Origin of the sequence: Actinacidiphila rubida (genome assembly GCF_900110255.1) — a bacterium.
GTDB classification, from domain to species: domain Bacteria; phylum Actinomycetota; class Actinomycetes; order Streptomycetales; family Streptomycetaceae; genus Actinacidiphila; species Actinacidiphila rubida.
Genome location: NZ_FODD01000022.1, coordinates 70374 through 85918, shown reverse-complemented (window position 1 = coordinate 85918; position 15545 = coordinate 70374). Strand labels below are relative to the sequence as shown.

Genomic DNA, 15545 nt, shown 5'->3' with positions numbered 1-15545 from the left:
TTGTCCAACGATTCTTTGTGCTCTCCCCTATCACCATTCGTGATAGTTCTGGGGTGTGAACCTGCACCATCTGGAGTACTTCGTCGCCGTCGCCCACGAGCGCAGCTTCACGCGCGCCGCGCAGCGCCTGCACATCGTGCAGTCGGCGGTCTCAGCGGCCGTGCGATCGCTGGAGAAGGAACTGGGGGCAGAGCTCTTCGAGCGTTCCTCGCAACGCGTCGCACTCACCGGCGCCGGCGCTGCGCTTCTGCCCAAGGCGGTGGCGACACTGGAGGCCGCGCGCGAGGCCCGCGACGCGGTCGCCGACAGCAGCGGGCAGCTGAACGGCACGCTGCACATCGGTGGCATGCCCCTGGCCGGACTGCTCGACCTGCCGCTGCTGCTCGGCGACTTCCACACCGCGCACCCGGACGTGGCGCTGCGGCTGAGAGCGTCGTCGGCCGGCTCCGCGGGACTGGTGCAGGCGCTGCTCACGGGTGACCTGGACGTGGCCCTGGTGTCGCTGGGCGAGCACGTCCCCGCCGGGCTGACCGTGCGCACGCTGTGCACCGTGCCCATGGCCCTCGTCGTACCGGCCGGCCACCGGCTGGCCGGCCGGACGCACGCACGGCTCGCCGACGTCGGCGACGACGACTTCATCGACGCCCCGACCGGCTACGGCAACCGGGACCTGGCCGACCGGGCCTTCGCCGCCGCCGGAATCGGGCGCCGGGTGGCCCTGGAGGCGACGGACGTGGCCTCCGTCACGGCCTTCGTCCGGCAGGGCCTCGGCGTCGCCTACCTGCCGCGGTTCCTCGCTGCCGCCGACCCCGAGGCGATCGCCGTCGTGCCGGTCGCCGGCCGACCGGTCACCTGGTCGCTGTCGCTGGCCGTCCCGGCCAGACGCCCCCCTGGCGCCCGGGTCCGCGCGCTGCTCGACCTGCTCGACGCCCAGATGGACCGCTACCTGCAGCTACCGGCGGGCGCGACGGCCTCCGAAGCCCGTCTGCCTCCCCGGCGTCCGTGATCCCGAGGCTCTCCGCGTCAATGTTCAGGTCGTACGACCTGGACCGGCTCACCCCCCGCCGAACTGCTGGTCGCCTCCTGCCGACTGAGGCTCGGTACTTCCGCGAGGTCCTCGGCCTGCCTACCCCGTGAATCGTCTCCTCGGGTGTCCTTTCGCAGTGAGCGGAGCGAGTGAATCGGCTGGGAGCAATGGGCTTGGACGTCACAGCGGCGGTGTCCCAGCGGTCTGTTCAGTTCCGGTGAGCGCCGACCAGCCACGTGACAGAACCGCTGCGACGCCGCGCTATGGCGTGGCTGACGAGATGAGCGGCGATCCGGCCGGGGCCGCGGAGTCCGGCGCTCCCGCGTAGTCGGGCAGCTCGACGCCGTTGATCGCGCGCCCGACCAGCTCGGTGAACCATTCGCCGGCGAAGTCGGGTCGCGGCTCGGCGTCCGGCCCGGGGACGTCGCGGCTGCGGGCGTTCAGTCGGCCGATCTCCTGGTTGGCCTCGACGAACGAGCGCATCCGCGCCTCGTAGCGGGCGAACCCGGTGTCGGGGTCCCACTCGGCGGCGGCCAGTTCTCCGGCGAGCAGGTAGGCGCCGACCAGCGCCAGCCCGGTGCCCTGCCCGGACATCGGCGACGAGCTGAACGCCGCGTCCCCGAGCAGCCCCACGCGTCCGCTCGACCAGCGGTCCATCACCACCTGGGCGACCTGGTCGAGGTAGAAGTCCGGGGTGTCGTCCAGGTGCGCGAGAATGTCCGGGGCCAGCCAGCCCAGGCCCGCCATCCGCTCACGCAGCAGGTGCTTCTGGTCCGCGACGTCACGGTGGTCGACGTCGAAGTCGGCCGAGGCGAAGGAGAACATGGACATCGCCCGGGTGGCGTCCTGGATGGGCCGCAGAAGGGCGGAGCGCCCGGACTCCTGGTCCTGGTACTCGAGCAGCCAGCGGTCCAGCCCGAACTCGTTGGGCACACTGTAGAAGGCCAGCACGTGCCCGAGGTGGCGGAGGAACCGCTCATGCGGCCCGAAGACCATCGCGCGCAGCGGGGAGTGCAGCCCGTCGGCCCCGACCACCAGGTCGAAGCGCCGCCGGTCGCCGCCCGCGAAGACCACGTCGACACCGTCCGCGTCCTGGGTGAGCTCGGCGATTCGGTCGCCGAAGAGGTACTCGACGCCGTCGCGGGTGTCGTCGTAGAGCAGTTGGGACAGGTCCCCGCGCAGGATCTCGATATCGGCGATGAACCCGTCGCCGCCGTCGTCGTCCGCACGGAAGGTGTCCAGCACCTGTCCGTCCGCGTCGACGGTGTGCGCGCCGGCGGTGTCGGTGCACGCCGCGCGGACCACCGCGTCCAGCCCCATGCGCCTGATGACCTCCCTGGCGACCCCGCGCGCGTCCACCGCCTGCCCCCCGGGACGCAGCTCGGGAGCCCGCTCCACCACGGTCACCTCGGCCCCGCGCCGGTGCAGCCAGTGGGCCAGCGCGGGTCCCGCGATGCTCGCCCCCGCCACCAACACCCGGGGACCGGTCACCCCCGTCTCCTGCTCGCCCGTCCCGATCGTGCGCTCCTGCTCGGAGTCTTCGACGCCCATCACGGCCTCCACGCGCTTCCTCCCGTGCCGGAACGTTCCCAGCACAGGCCCACCCCTGTCGGTGGATCCGGCAGTATCGACTGCGGATCCGCACAAAACTCATTGGTACGGCCGAAATCGCGATCTGCGCGCAACCCGTTGAGACTTCGAAGGAACCAGCGGAGAACGGACGGGACACCCTGACCTGCGCGCTCGACCTTCGCTGAGACGCGGCGTGGTCCGTCAACAGCCGGCGGCGCAGGCGACGTCGTCACCTCATGGTCAGCGCTGGAGGATCTCCACCATCCGGGGGCCGGTCGCGGTCACGCCCTGCCGGATGTAGTCGGTGAGGTCGTCCAGGGATTCGGCCCGGTGCGTCTCGAGGCCGTAGCCGCGGGCGATGTCCAGGACGTTGAGCCCGGAGATGTCGAGGTACTCGCCCTTGGGGACGTGCAGCAGCTCGGAGAACTCCTCCAGGGCCCGGTACTTGGTGTTGGTGCAGACGACGTAGGTGACGGGCACCTGGTGGCGGGCCGCGGTCCAGAGTGCCGCGGGGGTGTACTGCATGGCGCCGTCGCCGATCAGTGCGACCACGGGCCGGTCGGGGCGCCCGAGCCGCAGTCCGATGGCTGCGGGCAACCCCCAGCCCAGGCCTCCGGCGGCGCAGTAGAAGAGCGACTTGGCGCGGGTGATGGTGAGGCGGTCGCGCAGTTCGTCGGAGGAGGTCCATTCCAGGGCGATGACGGTGTCGTCGGTCTTGCCGCGGTCGATCGCGTCGAGGATGGCCTCGGTGGTGAAGCGCGGGCCGCTGGTGTCGGCCTCGGGCAGCGTGCGCGCCGGCGGCCAGGCACGGTCGCTCTCGGCCACTGCCGCGGCCACCCGCACGAGTGCGTCCGACGGGTCACCGATCGCGATGCGCCCGAACGGGGCCCTGGCCGCCTCGTCGGGATCGTCGGTGACCGCGTGCACGCTCACGCCGGGCCGCATGAAATCGTCGTCGCTCGGTGCGTGGTACCGGAAGACGGGCGCTCCGAAGCAGACCACCGTGTCGTACTGCCCCAGGATGTCCGCGACCGCGCCCGCCGCTGAGGGGAGTTGTCCCTGGTAGCAGCGGTGCCGGGTGGGGAACGGCGAGCGGGGCGGGCTGGGCGCGATCCAGACGGGCAGCCGAGCCCGCTCGGCCAGCGCGACCGCGGCGGCGAACCCGGCCTCGGTGTCGGCGCCGGGGCCCAGCACGAGAGCCGGCGCCGATGCGCTGTCCAGCGCCTGGACCAGGGTGTCCAGCGCGTTCTGCGACAGTACCGGGTCCCCGATGACCTCCCGCTGGGCGAGCAGTTCGAGGGCGCCGTCCTCGGCCGGCTGCGTCCAGTCGTCCAGTGGAACGGACAGGTAGACCACGCCACGGGGTGCTGAGTTCGCGAGCATCAGCCCCTTGGACACCAGCGCCGGGCCGTCCTGCGGCCGCAGCGGCTCGCCCGCCCACTTCACCAGCGGGTCGCCGAGCTTGACCGGGTCGACGTTGGTGAGCATCGCCCCGACCGGCACGTACCGGCGTGCCTGCTGTCCGGCCATGATCACCATCGGGGTGTGGCAGTCCGCCGTGTTGGTCATGCACCCCATCGAGTTGCCGGTGCCCGAGGCCGCGTGGAGGTTCAAGAAGCCGATCGTGCCGGAGGCCTGCGCGTAGCCGTCGGCGATCGCGATCGCGGCGCCCTCCTGGAGGACGAGGTAGTAAGGAATGTCATCCGGGAGGCCGGTCAGGAACGACAGCTCGTTGGAGCCCGGGTTCCCGAAGACGGCCGTCACCCCGTGACGGCGAAGCACCCGGTAGAAGGCATCACTGACACTGACCACGGCCATCGTTCCTCACGCAGAGTGGCCACATCGCTATGACCCCGTCCTTACGATCTGCATTATTGAGGACGAATAGGAACATTGCGGCCCATTGCGGCGGCGTGTCCGCCATCCCGGTGCGCCGGTAGACCCCACGCTGGTCTCACGTCACCGACCCGGGCCGAGCTCTACCGCATCCCGGAGGGACCAATGATGGTTAACCGGTCGCCGACTCCAACAGGGGCCAGCCATCGACCTCGACTACCCGCCTCTCATCGGGCTTCCAGCCGCGAGTCAACGCCGCGTCCAGAAGGGTTCGGACGGCCCTGGGCTCGTGCAGGTTCAGCGAGTTGCCCCGGACGTAACCGACGTCGCCGGAACCGAAGGGCGCACCCCCTGGGACGTACCTGTCCGGGGCCGCGTCGAAGACGATGCGCAGTTGCGCTCCGGTGCCGGCCGGCTGCGGGTACAGAGTCAGGGTCTGACGACAGGCCCGTCCGTGATCCAGCACGCGGTGGCTGTGACGAAGCGTCCACAGGTACTCGCGCCCCTCAGCGACCAGGAGGCGGGGCTTGTTCGGATGGCGAGGCATGCAGCCCACGGTAAAGGTCAGGGGTGTAGCCCCGTGCCGTCTCGACCCAGCCCGCCGACGCGGCCAGAAATCCAACCTCCTGGACCAGGTCCGACAGGTCACGTGCCCGCCGGGTTCCGCGTCCTGATGCGCCGCCAGGCGCCAGCCCGCGCCCGCGTCCGAAAAGCTCCCCGACGCCGCGTCGTGCACCGCCGCGGGGCACTCGCCTGCTACAACCAAAGCCTGAGCGGACACGCAGCCCATGCCTGGGCCACGCACAGGAACACGGTCGCGCCGAGAGGATCCCGTGTCCAAAGAAGAGGTTCACACCAGCGACGCGCCTGCACCGGGCGGCGCCTACTCGCAGGCCGTCGTCGCCAATGGCTTCCTCTACACCGCGGGAACGGGACCTCACGACCCCACCACCGGTGCGGTCGTCGGGGATACGATCACGGAGCAGACACGGCAGGTACTGCGAAATCTCAGGGCGCTCCTCGCAGCCCGGGGGCTCGACTTCTCCGACGTCGTCAAAGTCACCTCTCACCTGGCCGACTTGAGCCGTGACTACGAGGCGTACAACGCCGTCTACGAGCAGACCCTGCCTCAGCCCTATCCCGTGCGGACGACAGTCGGGTCCACGCTGGACCGCAAACTCATCGAGATCGACATGGTGGCCATGCTCCGGCACGCGTAGGACCACACCTGCGACTGCAGTGCTCGCTGGGCCCCGCCGCACATCGGGGTGCCGCGCTCCCGGCTCGCGATCGCGTCATGGTCGACGTTCCGGAAGCAAGGAGTTGGCGGCTCGTCGTGGACCTACTCGCGCGGGTCTTGGGAGAGGCCGCAGTCCGGACGGTGAAGGCGGACGTGTACGCCTTGGCGTGGCTGGTGCCTCCTTTTTGCGCCCAGCCGGGTGAAGGGACGAACGGTGGCTGGGCGCCGGCAGAGACATGGGCGTCTGTGGGGCGCCGGCCACCGCGCATCCGTACCGCACCCCCGTCCGGTCGGATCGACCCGCCTCCCGGTCGAGATGGTGCAGTACGGAACGACGAAGACGGCGCTGCTCGGTGTGAGCCGGGGCTTCGCCAACCGGGCGAAGGCGACCGGGGTCACGGTCAACTCGGTGCTGGCGGGTCCCACCCATACGACGAATCGTCGACGCCATCCGCCCCTGACACGGGGAAGTCAGATGGTTTCGCCGCCCTCCGCTCAGGCCGGCAGGCCCGCGTTGATGATGTGCTGTGGAGCGGCCCGTCAGTGTGCGGCGGTGTAGTGTCGTTCTGTTTCTCACCCGCCGTCCGGGCATCCTCGGATCACGGGGGGGGACGTGACGGAGCGCGCACGATGACTGCCGAGGAACAGACAGCGGCGCATGCGACACCCACGGCGGCCGACCCGGTCCGGGACGGCTCGACCACATCAGAGGATCCAGGCAGACCGGGGAACTCCGGACGGTGGCCGGCCACAGCGGTCTTCTTCCTCAACGGGCTCACGCTGTCGACGTATGTCGTCCGGCTGGCATCGCTGAAGGGCAAGCACCATTTGAGCGACGGGCAACTCGGGCTCATCGGCATGGCTTTCGCCGTGGCGGCCATCGCCTGCATGCAGGGCGTGGGCCCTTTGACGGCGCGGCTCGGGACGCGGCCGGTGCTGCGCACCTCCCTCGTCGTCATGCCCGTGCTGCTGGCGCTGGTCGGCCTGGTGGGCGGAGTCGTCGAACTCGTGGTGGTCGTCATGGCGCTCGGTGCCCTGCACGGCACCACCGACGCAGCCATGAACACTCACGCCGTCACCATCCAACGGCGCGTCGGACGTCCCCTCATCAACGGCTGCCACGCCGCCTGGAGCATCAGCGCGGTCGTGGCCTCACTCACCACGGCCGCCCTGGAGCGTGCGGGTGTCTCGCTCGCCACGCACCTCGCCGTGGCCGCCGCCGTGCTCATGGTGGGGGGCCTGCTGCTGGGACGGCTGTTGGTGGAGACCGGTACACGGGACCGCGCCCCCACACCCTCGCCCGCACGGCGCCACCGGGGCCGACGCGGAGGCTGGAGCCGCCAGGTCGTGACACTCGGCCTGGCCGGCACGGCCCTGATGGTCTGTGAAGGCGCCGCCCTCGGCTGGAGCGCGATCTTCCTCCACGACTCCCGGGGCGCGTCCCTCGGTCTCGCGGCGACGGCCGTGACCGCCTACACCGGCGCTCAGGCGGTCGGCCGGGTGATCGGCGACCGCTTGACCCTCCGCTACAGAGCCCCCGCCCTTTTCCGCACCGGCGGCCTCGTCGCGGCATGCGGCCTGGCGATGGCGCTGCTTTCGCCGAACCCGGTCACGGCCATCGGCGGGTTCGCGGTCGCGGGCGCGGGTGCCTCGGTCCTGCTCCCGCTGGCCTACGGTGCGGTCGGGCAGGCGAAGGCGGACAGCCCGGAAGCCGCGACGCTGATCTCCCGATTCACGACCTTCACCTACGCGGGGACCCTGTTCGGCCCCGCCTTGATCGGTTGGGCCGCCGAGTTCGTCGGCCTGACCTGGACGCTCGCCGCGCTGGTCCCCGTGCTGTGCGGTGTCGCACTCCTGAGCCCACTGCCAAGTGCTGTGACCGGACAGCGGTATCGGTGATCGCGAATGCAGCTCCGGCCAGGCTCTCCGCTCGAAGAAGGTGAAGCCGCCGGGCGGCATCCACGGAGCGGGCGGGTGGCCATGGGTGGCGTGTGCCGGGTGCGGGCAGGGTGAACCGCGCTGGTGCCGGCGTGGGGTTGACGGTGACCGGCGAGTCCGCGGCCGGTCGGGACTGGGCGGATGCGGCGGTGGGGGCTACCGGGTCGGAAGCGATGGCTGACGCCACGGCGTCCCGAGCAGCGTTCGGCGGGTCAGGAGCCCTCTCTCGTTCACCCTAGCCAGAAATGTAAGGTTCACTTTCCATAAGGTCAGGAGTGCTTGACCAGATGGAAAGTGAACCTTACATTGGTATCATGGCAAAGAAGGTGGAGCAGGATCAGGCGACACGCGCGGCCCGCCGCGCTGTGCTCATCGACGGCATACCGGTGTCCGCTCTCGGGGTGATAGCCCTGGCGCTGGGCAGTAGCCCCGATCCGAGCAGGGCTCAAAAGGTCTGGTGGATCGCCACCACCACGGTGTTCACCCTCGCGATCGCCTGGGTGCTGCTGCGGGCATTCCGGCGTGGGGACGAATACCTGCGCAGGATTCAGCTGGAGAGCATGGCCATCGCCTTCGCCGCGGTCCTGGTGGGGCTGCAAGTGGCTACCCTGCTCGATGCCGCAGGCGTCATCCAGCTCCATCAGCTCGCGCAGGCGATCCTCCTTGGCGGCGTGGCCATCTGGATGACGATCGCCGACCTGCGCACCCGCCTGAACCGGTGACGGAATCCTGTGAAGAACCGACTACGTGAACTGCGTGCAGCTCGCCGGTGGAGCCAGGCCGACCTGGCCGACCGGTGCCAGGTCTCCCGGCAGGCCATCAACGCCATCGAGACCGAGCGGCACGATCCCAGCCTGCCTCTGGCGTTCACCATCGCCGACGTCTTCGGCTTGGCCATCGAGGAGATCTTCCGTCCCGACCGGACGGAAACAACAGGCAACTCGGCCTGACCTTGGGTCCTTTCAGCCGGATCCTTCGGGCAGCGTTGCGCACTCACCCGCCAGGATGAGTGCGCTGGCCAGACGGTGAGTTGCACCCGGGGGCAAGAGATCATTCCCCTCGCGGGGGAGGTGCGGCCGGCGGCGCGCAGGCGCTTCGCGAGTGCTTCGACGTTCTCGAAGTCCACGTCGCCGATGGGCGCTACGACGGGGATCGGTGTGTCGGCGGGACGTTCGGCAGCGGGGGGGCGCGTCGTGAGTCCTCATGGCCCTCGGCTGCCCCACGCCGCGGGGAGGTTGCGCGGACGCCGGACCTTCGGACGCGGGATGCGTGGACAGGCCCGTCAGCCGCGGCCGTCCCGGTCCGGCGGCATCAGGGATGGGTTCCGCGGCGATGACTTTCGTCGTGCGGTTCCGTCTGGAAGGTGGGAGGGGGCAGCGGCTCCTTCCCTGGCCCGAACGGGCCTGCCCCGTCGATCAAGGAGCCTTCTGTGTCCGCAGTCCGTACTCTCATGACCGGCCTCGTTCTCGGCGAGTCACCCCGCTGGCACGACGGCCGCCTGTGGTTCTGCGACTGGGGCGCGCACGAGGTCGTGGCCGTCGACCTCGACGGCCGCAGCGAGACCGTCGTCCGCGTCCCTTCGTTCCCGTTCTGCATCGACTGGCTGCCGGACGGCCGGCTGCTCATCGTCGCGGGCAGCGATCGGCTTCTGCTGCGTCAGGAGCCCGACGGGTCGCTCGTTTCCCACGCCGACCTCGCCGGCCTGTGCGACCGCCCCTGGAACGAGATCGTCGTGGCCGGAAGCGGGAACATCTACCTCAACAGCATCGGTTTCGACATGATGGCCGGCGAAGATCCCTCGCCCGGCATCCTCGCCGTGGTCACCCCCGACGGCTCGGCACGCCAGGTGGCAGACGACGTCGCGTTCCCCAACGGCATGGCGGTCACGCAGGACGGATCGACGTTGATCCTCGCCGAGTCCCACGCGAGCAGGCTCACCGCCTTCGATATCGAGGGCGATGGCGGCCTGTCGAATCGCCGGGTCTGGGCCGACCTCGACGCCGCCGCCCCTGACGGCATCTGCCTCGACGACGAAGGGGCCGTCTGGTACGCGGACGTCCCCAACAAGCGCTGCGTCCGCGTACGAGAAGGCGGGAAGGTACTGCGAACGGTCGATCTCGACCGCGGATGCTTCTCCTGTGCGCTGGGGGGCGCCGACGGCAGGACGCTGTTCATGACGGCGGCACAGTGGCACGGGCCGGAACGCGCGGCCGAGGGGACACGAACCGGCCAGGTGCTGGCCATGGAGGCGCCGAGCCCAGGCGCCCATCGTCCGTAGTGCCCAGACCCGCACTCACCGCGGCCGCCGCGGTGCGATGTCAGCCTGTCCGGAGTGTGCCCAGTGACAGCCCCGAGTCACGAAGCCAGGTCTCGCCGGCCGGGCTCCAGGCGACGCGGGAGCCGAGGGAGACCCAGACACCGAACTCGCCGGGAGCCGGCTCGGTGTGCTGCTCGGCCTGGACGCTGTTCAGACAGAGCTTGACGCCGCAGCCCTTGTCGTCGGGCAGGCCCCGCCAGCCGCAGCCCCAGCTGACGTCCATGGTCAGTGGTCCGAGTACGGCGACCATCCGGTCCAGTTCCTCCTCGGTGCAGGCGTCCTCGGACTCGCTGTCCGGGCCGCCGAAGGGCGGAGTCGTGTTCAGAGAGAGGGTCAAGCCTTCGGGGAGCGGCCACAAGTCGGCCAGGTCTGGGCGGAGCTGCATGTTCGCAAGGAACAAGCCGCTCAACTCTTTCCAGTCGAACGCCACACCGCGGCGCCGCAGTTCATCCCGGACCGGTCCGAAGCCTGGCAGGTCCGGATCCCAGGCTGCCAGCGCGGCGCCGAAGGTGCGAATCGCGTGCGCATACTGCTCGGCCGTGTCGACCAGCTCCAGTTGGGGCCAGGCGACGCCCTTCCAGTCGGCCAGGTCCCGCATGATCGCCCGCGCGCGTGACAGTGCGCTCGGCGCGTCAGGAAAGGGTTCGCACAACCGGTAGAGAATCGACATGGACAAGAGACTTTCCTCTCGCGCGGAGAGGGCGGACGCGCCTGACGGCACGCACTCGCCCTGGTAGCCGTTTACCGATGCTCCTGGTGCGCAGAGCGTCCGGCGCGAACCAGGCCAAGTCTGCTCGGCCCGGTGAGATACTCGCAGTCCAGCCGGGTTGGCCGCACCCGGGTTCACAGCGTGATCCGGAAGGCCGCACAGGCCGGTCCTCGCCGGCGCAGCCTGTCGTCGGAGTCCAGGACCGGTTCGGCGACGAGCCAGATCCGCACGGAACCGGCCGGCCCAGCAACTGCAGCACGCGATCAGGCCTCCGGCCCGCGGACCCTGCCGACTCCTGCTCGGTGTGGGCGCGTTGGTTCCTGGTGGCGGACGACGCCACTTCGACCCAGCGCTGCGCGGATATGTCCTGATAGGCCCCGCGTACGGTGCTCCTCGGCGCGCACGCCCTCACCGCCTGCGGCGGCGGCCCGCACACGGGCGCCCTCGACCGGGGCACCCCCAACGCCCACCCCACCTGCCGTGTGCACCCACACGACCTGCCCAGGACACCGCGTGGACCGACCTCTACATCCGGCTGACCCGACGCTGACGTCCGGCGCCGTCGAGCCCGGGCCGTACCGGTTCGAGCCGTGGCCCGAGATCCCGACAATCGCCGGCGCGGTCGAGATGGTCGCTGTCCTGGCGGCCGCAGGGGCTTCCGCCGCAGGCTGGAGCAAGCCGTCGGCGGGGCCTGCACCCGATGGCTGAAACGAATTCCTCGACGAAGTCGCCGCCTACCGCCGACGAATCGCCGTCAGAGCTCCTTGACCCAGATCATGCCGCGGCCGGACTCGGCCGGGGCTGTGATGCCGGCCTCCTCGATACGGTCGAGGCGGTAACCCAGGTGCCGCGCGACGGCAGGTCGGGCATCGTCACCGATCCGTCAGGACGCGATCACCGGCGAGGCGGTGTTGTTGTTCTCCATGGCCCCGGGCCAGGGCTGACGTACCGGCTGGCCGGCCGTGCAGTTGCCAGGCCATGTACGCGATGAACGCCAGGCCGCACAACAGGTAGCTGTTGGCGACGAGCGTGTTCACTCCGTCGAAGCCGTACTTCCGCGGCATCCACCACAAGGGGGAGAGGCAGAAGAGCACGTACACGCCGGCCGCCCACCGCCGCCGGCCGGCCCGCACGAGGAGCACCAGCGCGGGCACCACCCACACCCAGTGGTGCGCCCACGATATCGGCGAGACCAGCAGTCCGGTCGTCCCGGTCACCGCGGTCGCGGCCAGCCAGTCCTCCCGCCGCGCCCAGGCCGTCGCCACCGCGAGCCCTGCCGCGCCGAGCACGAGCGGCACCGCCGGATACCAGCCGCCCACGTGCGTCGGCCCGCCCAGAAGCCGTGCCGCCGCGCCGAACGGAGACTGGTTGCTGACGTAGGCGGCTCCGACCCGCGAGGTGTCGAGGAAGACGCCGCCCCAGTAGACCCGGGATGCCGTCGGGGCGATGGCGAACGCCAACAGCCCGCAGCCGAGGAACGTGGCCGCCGCGACCGCCGCCGCCCGGATACGCCCCGCCAGCAGCAGGACCACCACGAAGATCGCAGGCGTCAGCTTGAGCGCGGCGGCCACGCCCACCCCGATGCCGGCCCGGCGTCGGCCGGCTGCCAGCATGCGTACGTCGGCCAGCACGAACGCCAGCAGCATCGGATTGACCTGCCCCAGGAAGATGCTCTGCCACATGGGTTGGAGAAACAGCCCGGCAGCCACGACCGCGGCCAACCGGGCCCGCGTGCACCGGAATCCGCCCAGCTCCAGCGCGCTCCTCCACGCCCACGAGAACGCGCCGACGGACGCCGACTCCCACAGGACCCTCGCGACGGCCAGAGGCACGTGCGAGATCGGGATGAACAACGACGCCATGAACGGCGTGTTGGTGTACCAGTGCGCGACGAGCTGCTCCCGGTACAGTTTCGCCCCGTTCGTCGCGACCCGCCCGCCCTCCCAGTAGATATGGAAGTCCAGCGCGTTGTAGGCCGCGGCGAACGCGACGACGCCGATGATCTGGATGGTGAGCACGCCGTACACGACACGAGATTCCCTCTGCCTTCGTCCCATGGCATTGGACGATCTCCCGCGCGGTGTCCCCGCGGCATCGGACCACCGGCCACAATCACCGGCAGCGGCGGTAGCCCGCGGGTGTACACCCACGGACTGATGTGTCGCCTCAGGTCAAGCGGATACGATCCGCTCCATGTCCGTCACCGTACGCTCCCCGGGGTCCGACCCGGCGCGCCCGGCTCGTCCGGCGCGACTGCGGATGGTCCTCGCCTGGTGCGGCGTCGGCCTGTATCCCCTCATCTTGTTCGAGGCGATGCCCCGGGTCGACTTCATCGTGCTGGACGCTACGGTCGCCGTGCTGCTCACGATCCCGGTCCTCGCGCTGCTGCGGCGTCACCCGTGGCCGGCGTTCGGGTTGCTGCTGTTCGGCTGGCTTACGGCCGTCGTGGTGGAGCAGGGCCGTTACGGCATGGTCGGCCTGCAGGTGCTGGTCGTCGACATCGCCGTCGCCCTGATCACGATCGACCGCTCCCGCCGGGCTTCGCTCGCCACCGTGACCGTGGCGGTGCCCGTGCAACTTGCCTGCCTGCTCGCCTACGTGCATGGCAACGCGGTCCTGCCTGCCGTCGGATCGACCGTCCTGGCGGGGATCGTCGCGTGGATGGCGGGCAACTCCGTGCGCGAGCGCCGTCAGCACACCGCGGCACTCGCGACTCAGGCCACGGAGCAGGCGGTCACCGCCGAACGGCTGCGGATCGCCCGCGAGTTGCACGACATGGTCGCCCACAGCATCGGCGTCATCGCCATCCAGGCCGGTGCGGGCAGCAGGGTCATCGACACCCAACCGCACGAGGCGCGCAACGCCCTGTCGGCGATCGAGACCACCAGCCGGGAGACCCTCGCGGGACTGCGCCGCATGCTGGGCGCGCTGCGCGCCGCCGATCCGGACACCGCCGCCCGCCCGGCGCCGCTGGACCCGGCGCCCGGCCTGGCCGACGTCCAGCGGCTGGTCAAGGCAGCGCTGGACGCCGGCGTGCAGGTCGACATCCACCGGCTCGGCGAGCGCCGGGCCCTGCCCGCCGAACTCGACCTGTCGGCTTTCCGCATCATCCAGGAAGCACTCACCAACGTCGTCCGCCACGCGGGCACCAGCCGATGCCAGGTCACCATCGACTACCAGGACGAGGAACTCACCATCGACATCGTCGACGACGGCCGCGGCTGCGACCTGCCGGCCGCCGGAGGCTTCGGCATCATTGGAATGCGTGAACGCACCAGCCTCCTGCACGGGCAGTTCACCGCCGGCGCGCGGCCTGAAGGGGGATTCCGCGTACGGGCGCGGCTGCCCCTGCCGGTGGAGGCGCGGTTCATGGAGGCGCGGTCCATGGAGGCCCGGTGACGGTACGGGTCCTGCTGGTCGACGACCAGCCGCTGATTCGCGCGGGCCTCCGCGTGCTCATCGCCGACACCACCGATCTTGAGATCGTGGGCGAGGCCGGGGACGGCGCCGAAGCGGTTCGGCTGGTCACGGACGCCGCCCCGGACATCGTCGTGATGGACATCCGCATGCCCGGCATGGACGGCATCGAGGCCACCCGACGGATCACCTCGTCGGGCGCCACCGCCCAGGTGCTCGTCCTCACCACCTTCGACGATGACGAGTACGTCTACGGAGCGCTGCGCGCCGGGGCAAGCGGATTTCTCTTGAAGGACATGGCGCTGGACCACATCCTCAGCGCGATCCGCGTGGTCGCCGCCGGTGAAGCGCTGATCGCGCCCGGCATCACACGCCGCCTCATCAGTGAGTTCGTCGCCCGTCCCGCCCCGTCCGCGGCTACCCGCTCCGGTGTACCTCGCGGCACGACAGCCGGCGTGACCGAGCGCGAACGCGAGGTGCTGACCCTGGTCGGCCGCGGCCTTTCCAACACTCAAATCGCGGCCGAACTCTCCATAACCGTCGCCACGGCCAAGGCCCACGTCGCCCGGCTGTTCACCAAACTCGACGCCCGCGACCGCGTGCACCTGGTGATCATCGCCTACGAAGCCGGACTGGTCGCCACTTCCGCGTAGCGCCGGTGAGCCCTATGTTCAGCTGACCACGCGGGCGGGTCCTCGGGGGGCGCCGGTCTCCGCGGCGGCTTCTGCTGCGGTTTTCAGTGGGCGGGCGGCCGGTTCCGTCATCCAGCAGGTCCGGGCCGGTGCCGGGCGGCCGGTGTCGCGTACCGGCGGGTGCAGCCGGGTGATCGGCGGCGCGTCCAGCTCGGCCGCGGAGTGCCACGTCAGCGTGACGCTTCCTCCCGTCGCCGGTCGTCGCCGGCCGTGGCGGGGATGGCGTTGTCGATGAGGACGGCGGCGACGGCGGCGGCGGTGGGGAAGGCGTCGGCGTTGAGGACCCGGGTGCGGGCCGCGGCGCCGTCGATCAGCAATGCGAGCTGCTCGCCGAGCTGTTCGGGGTCGGCGGCGCCGGCTTCGCGGGCGGCGTCGGCGAGCCGCGCGGCGACGGCCTGCTTGTACTCGCGCGCGTACTGGGATGCGGGGTGTTCGGGGTCGTGGAGTTCGACGGCGGCACCGATGTAGGGGCACAAGGGTGTGGTGGCGGGGATGTCGAACGCGGCGAGGAGCCGCTCACGCGGCGTGAGGTCGGTGCGGTCGAACACGCCGGACAGAACGGAGGGGTCGAACCAGCGCAGGTACTCGGCGACGAGTTCGTCCTTGCCGCTGAAGTGCTGGTAGGCCGTGCGCTTGGACACCTCGGCCGCCGCGCACAGCTCGTTCATGCCGGTGCGGTTGATGCCCTGCTCGCGGAACAGCTGCTGGGACGCGAGCAGGATGCGCTCGCGGGCGCCCCGGCCGCGGCGGCGGCCCGTAGGGCCCTTCTCCAACTCCGTCATGGCTCCATCGTACCC

At 70.6% G+C, this 15545-nt stretch carries 13 protein-coding genes and 1 pseudogene; 9 read left to right on the top strand and 5 right to left on the bottom strand.

Annotated elements, in window-relative coordinates; genetic code table 11:
* The first annotated feature begins 55 nt into the window (after positions 1-55).
* Positions 56-1006, top strand: coding sequence for a LysR family transcriptional regulator (locus BMW99_RS22250; protein WP_069464922.1), 951 nt, complete (start codon positions 56-58; stop codon positions 1004-1006).
* A gap of 282 nt (positions 1007-1288) precedes the next feature.
* On the opposite strand, the gene BMW99_RS22245 is transcribed toward BMW99_RS22250, so the two are convergent.
* Positions 1289-2578: an FAD-dependent monooxygenase gene (locus tag BMW99_RS22245; RefSeq protein WP_245791583.1), complete on the bottom strand. Its 1290-nt coding sequence runs from the start codon at positions 2576-2578 to the stop codon at positions 1289-1291.
* 261 nt (positions 2579-2839) lie between these two features.
* Complete coding sequence (mdlC, locus tag BMW99_RS22240; RefSeq protein ID WP_079176143.1) at positions 2840-4417, bottom strand: benzoylformate decarboxylase; 1578 nt, start codon at positions 4415-4417, stop codon at positions 2840-2842.
* 806 nt (positions 4418-5223) lie between these two features.
* Here mdlC and BMW99_RS22230 point away from each other — a divergent pair.
* The 6 genes and pseudogenes from BMW99_RS22230 (at position 5224) to BMW99_RS22205 (ending at position 9891) form a co-directional block, all read left to right on the top strand.
* On the top strand, positions 5224-5655 hold the full coding sequence (locus tag BMW99_RS22230) for a RidA family protein (RefSeq protein ID WP_107451735.1): 432 nt from the start codon (positions 5224-5226) through the stop codon (positions 5653-5655).
* Between the two features lie 324 nt (positions 5656-5979).
* Positions 5980-6108: pseudogene (locus tag BMW99_RS42210) on the top strand (oxidoreductase); the annotation flags it as partial.
* A 197-nt stretch (positions 6109-6305) separates the two neighbouring features.
* On the top strand, positions 6306-7574 hold the full coding sequence (locus BMW99_RS22220) for an MFS transporter (RefSeq protein WP_075017409.1): 1269 nt from the start codon (positions 6306-6308) through the stop codon (positions 7572-7574).
* Positions 7575-7927: 353 nt separating this feature from the next.
* The gene (locus BMW99_RS22215) at positions 7928-8335 is read left to right on the top strand and encodes a hypothetical protein (RefSeq protein ID WP_069466719.1); all 408 of its coding nucleotides are present in this window, start codon (positions 7928-7930) and stop codon (positions 8333-8335) included.
* A 9-nt stretch (positions 8336-8344) separates the two neighbouring features.
* Positions 8345-8563, top strand: a complete 219-nt coding sequence (locus BMW99_RS22210; RefSeq protein WP_069466718.1) for a helix-turn-helix transcriptional regulator — start codon at positions 8345-8347, stop codon at positions 8561-8563.
* Positions 8564-9042: 479 nt separating this feature from the next.
* Entirely contained in the window at positions 9043-9891 is an 849-nt protein-coding gene (locus tag BMW99_RS22205) for an SMP-30/gluconolactonase/LRE family protein (RefSeq protein ID WP_245791582.1), read from the top strand.
* A gap of 40 nt (positions 9892-9931) precedes the next feature.
* Here BMW99_RS22205 and BMW99_RS22200 read toward each other — a convergent pair whose 3' ends face one another.
* Together BMW99_RS22200 and BMW99_RS22190 are read right to left on the bottom strand one after the other, a co-directional pair.
* The gene (locus BMW99_RS22200; RefSeq protein WP_245791581.1) at positions 9932-10600 is read right to left on the bottom strand and encodes a hypothetical protein; all 669 of its coding nucleotides are present in this window, start codon (positions 10598-10600) and stop codon (positions 9932-9934) included.
* Between the two features lie 911 nt (positions 10601-11511).
* Entirely contained in the window at positions 11512-12696 is a 1185-nt protein-coding gene (locus BMW99_RS22190; RefSeq protein WP_079176142.1) for a glycosyltransferase 87 family protein, read from the bottom strand.
* A 136-nt stretch (positions 12697-12832) separates the two neighbouring features.
* Here BMW99_RS22190 and BMW99_RS22185 point away from each other — a divergent pair, with 136 nt between their 5' ends.
* Both BMW99_RS22185 and BMW99_RS22180 read left to right on the top strand, forming a co-directional pair.
* Entirely contained in the window at positions 12833-14038 is a 1206-nt protein-coding gene (locus BMW99_RS22185) for a sensor histidine kinase (RefSeq protein ID WP_107485394.1), read from the top strand.
* Entirely contained in the window at positions 14035-14709 is a 675-nt protein-coding gene (locus tag BMW99_RS22180) for a response regulator (protein WP_069461830.1), read from the top strand. Before BMW99_RS22185 ends, BMW99_RS22180 begins: the two co-directional genes overlap by 4 nt.
* A 209-nt stretch (positions 14710-14918) precedes the next feature.
* On the opposite strand, the gene BMW99_RS22175 is transcribed toward BMW99_RS22180, so the two are convergent.
* Entirely contained in the window at positions 14919-15530 is a 612-nt protein-coding gene (locus BMW99_RS22175; protein ID WP_069461831.1) for a TetR/AcrR family transcriptional regulator, read from the bottom strand.
* Between the last annotated feature and the right edge of the window lie 15 nt (positions 15531-15545).

Coding starts and splice junctions, on each gene's coding strand:
- BMW99_RS22215 (WP_069466719.1), top strand. CDS start 7,928: ATGGCAAAGAAGGTGGAGCAGGATCAGGCGACACGCGCGGCCCGCCGC.
- BMW99_RS22220 (WP_075017409.1), top strand. CDS start 6,306: ATGACTGCCGAGGAACAGACAGCGGCGCATGCGACACCCACGGCGGCC.
- BMW99_RS22190 (WP_079176142.1), bottom strand. CDS start 12,696: ATGGGACGAAGGCAGAGGGAATCTCGTGTCGTGTACGGCGTGCTCACC.
- BMW99_RS22230 (WP_107451735.1), top strand. CDS start 5,224: ATGCCTGGGCCACGCACAGGAACACGGTCGCGCCGAGAGGATCCCGTG.
- BMW99_RS22245 (WP_245791583.1), bottom strand. CDS start 2,578: ATGGGCGTCGAAGACTCCGAGCAGGAGCGCACGATCGGGACGGGCGAG.
- mdlC (WP_079176143.1), bottom strand. CDS start 4,417: ATGGCCGTGGTCAGTGTCAGTGATGCCTTCTACCGGGTGCTTCGCCGT.
- BMW99_RS22175 (WP_069461831.1), bottom strand. CDS start 15,530: ATGACGGAGTTGGAGAAGGGCCCTACGGGCCGCCGCCGCGGCCGGGGC.
- BMW99_RS22185 (WP_107485394.1), top strand. CDS start 12,833: ATGTCCGTCACCGTACGCTCCCCGGGGTCCGACCCGGCGCGCCCGGCT.
- BMW99_RS22200 (WP_245791581.1), bottom strand. CDS start 10,600: ATGTCGATTCTCTACCGGTTGTGCGAACCCTTTCCTGACGCGCCGAGC.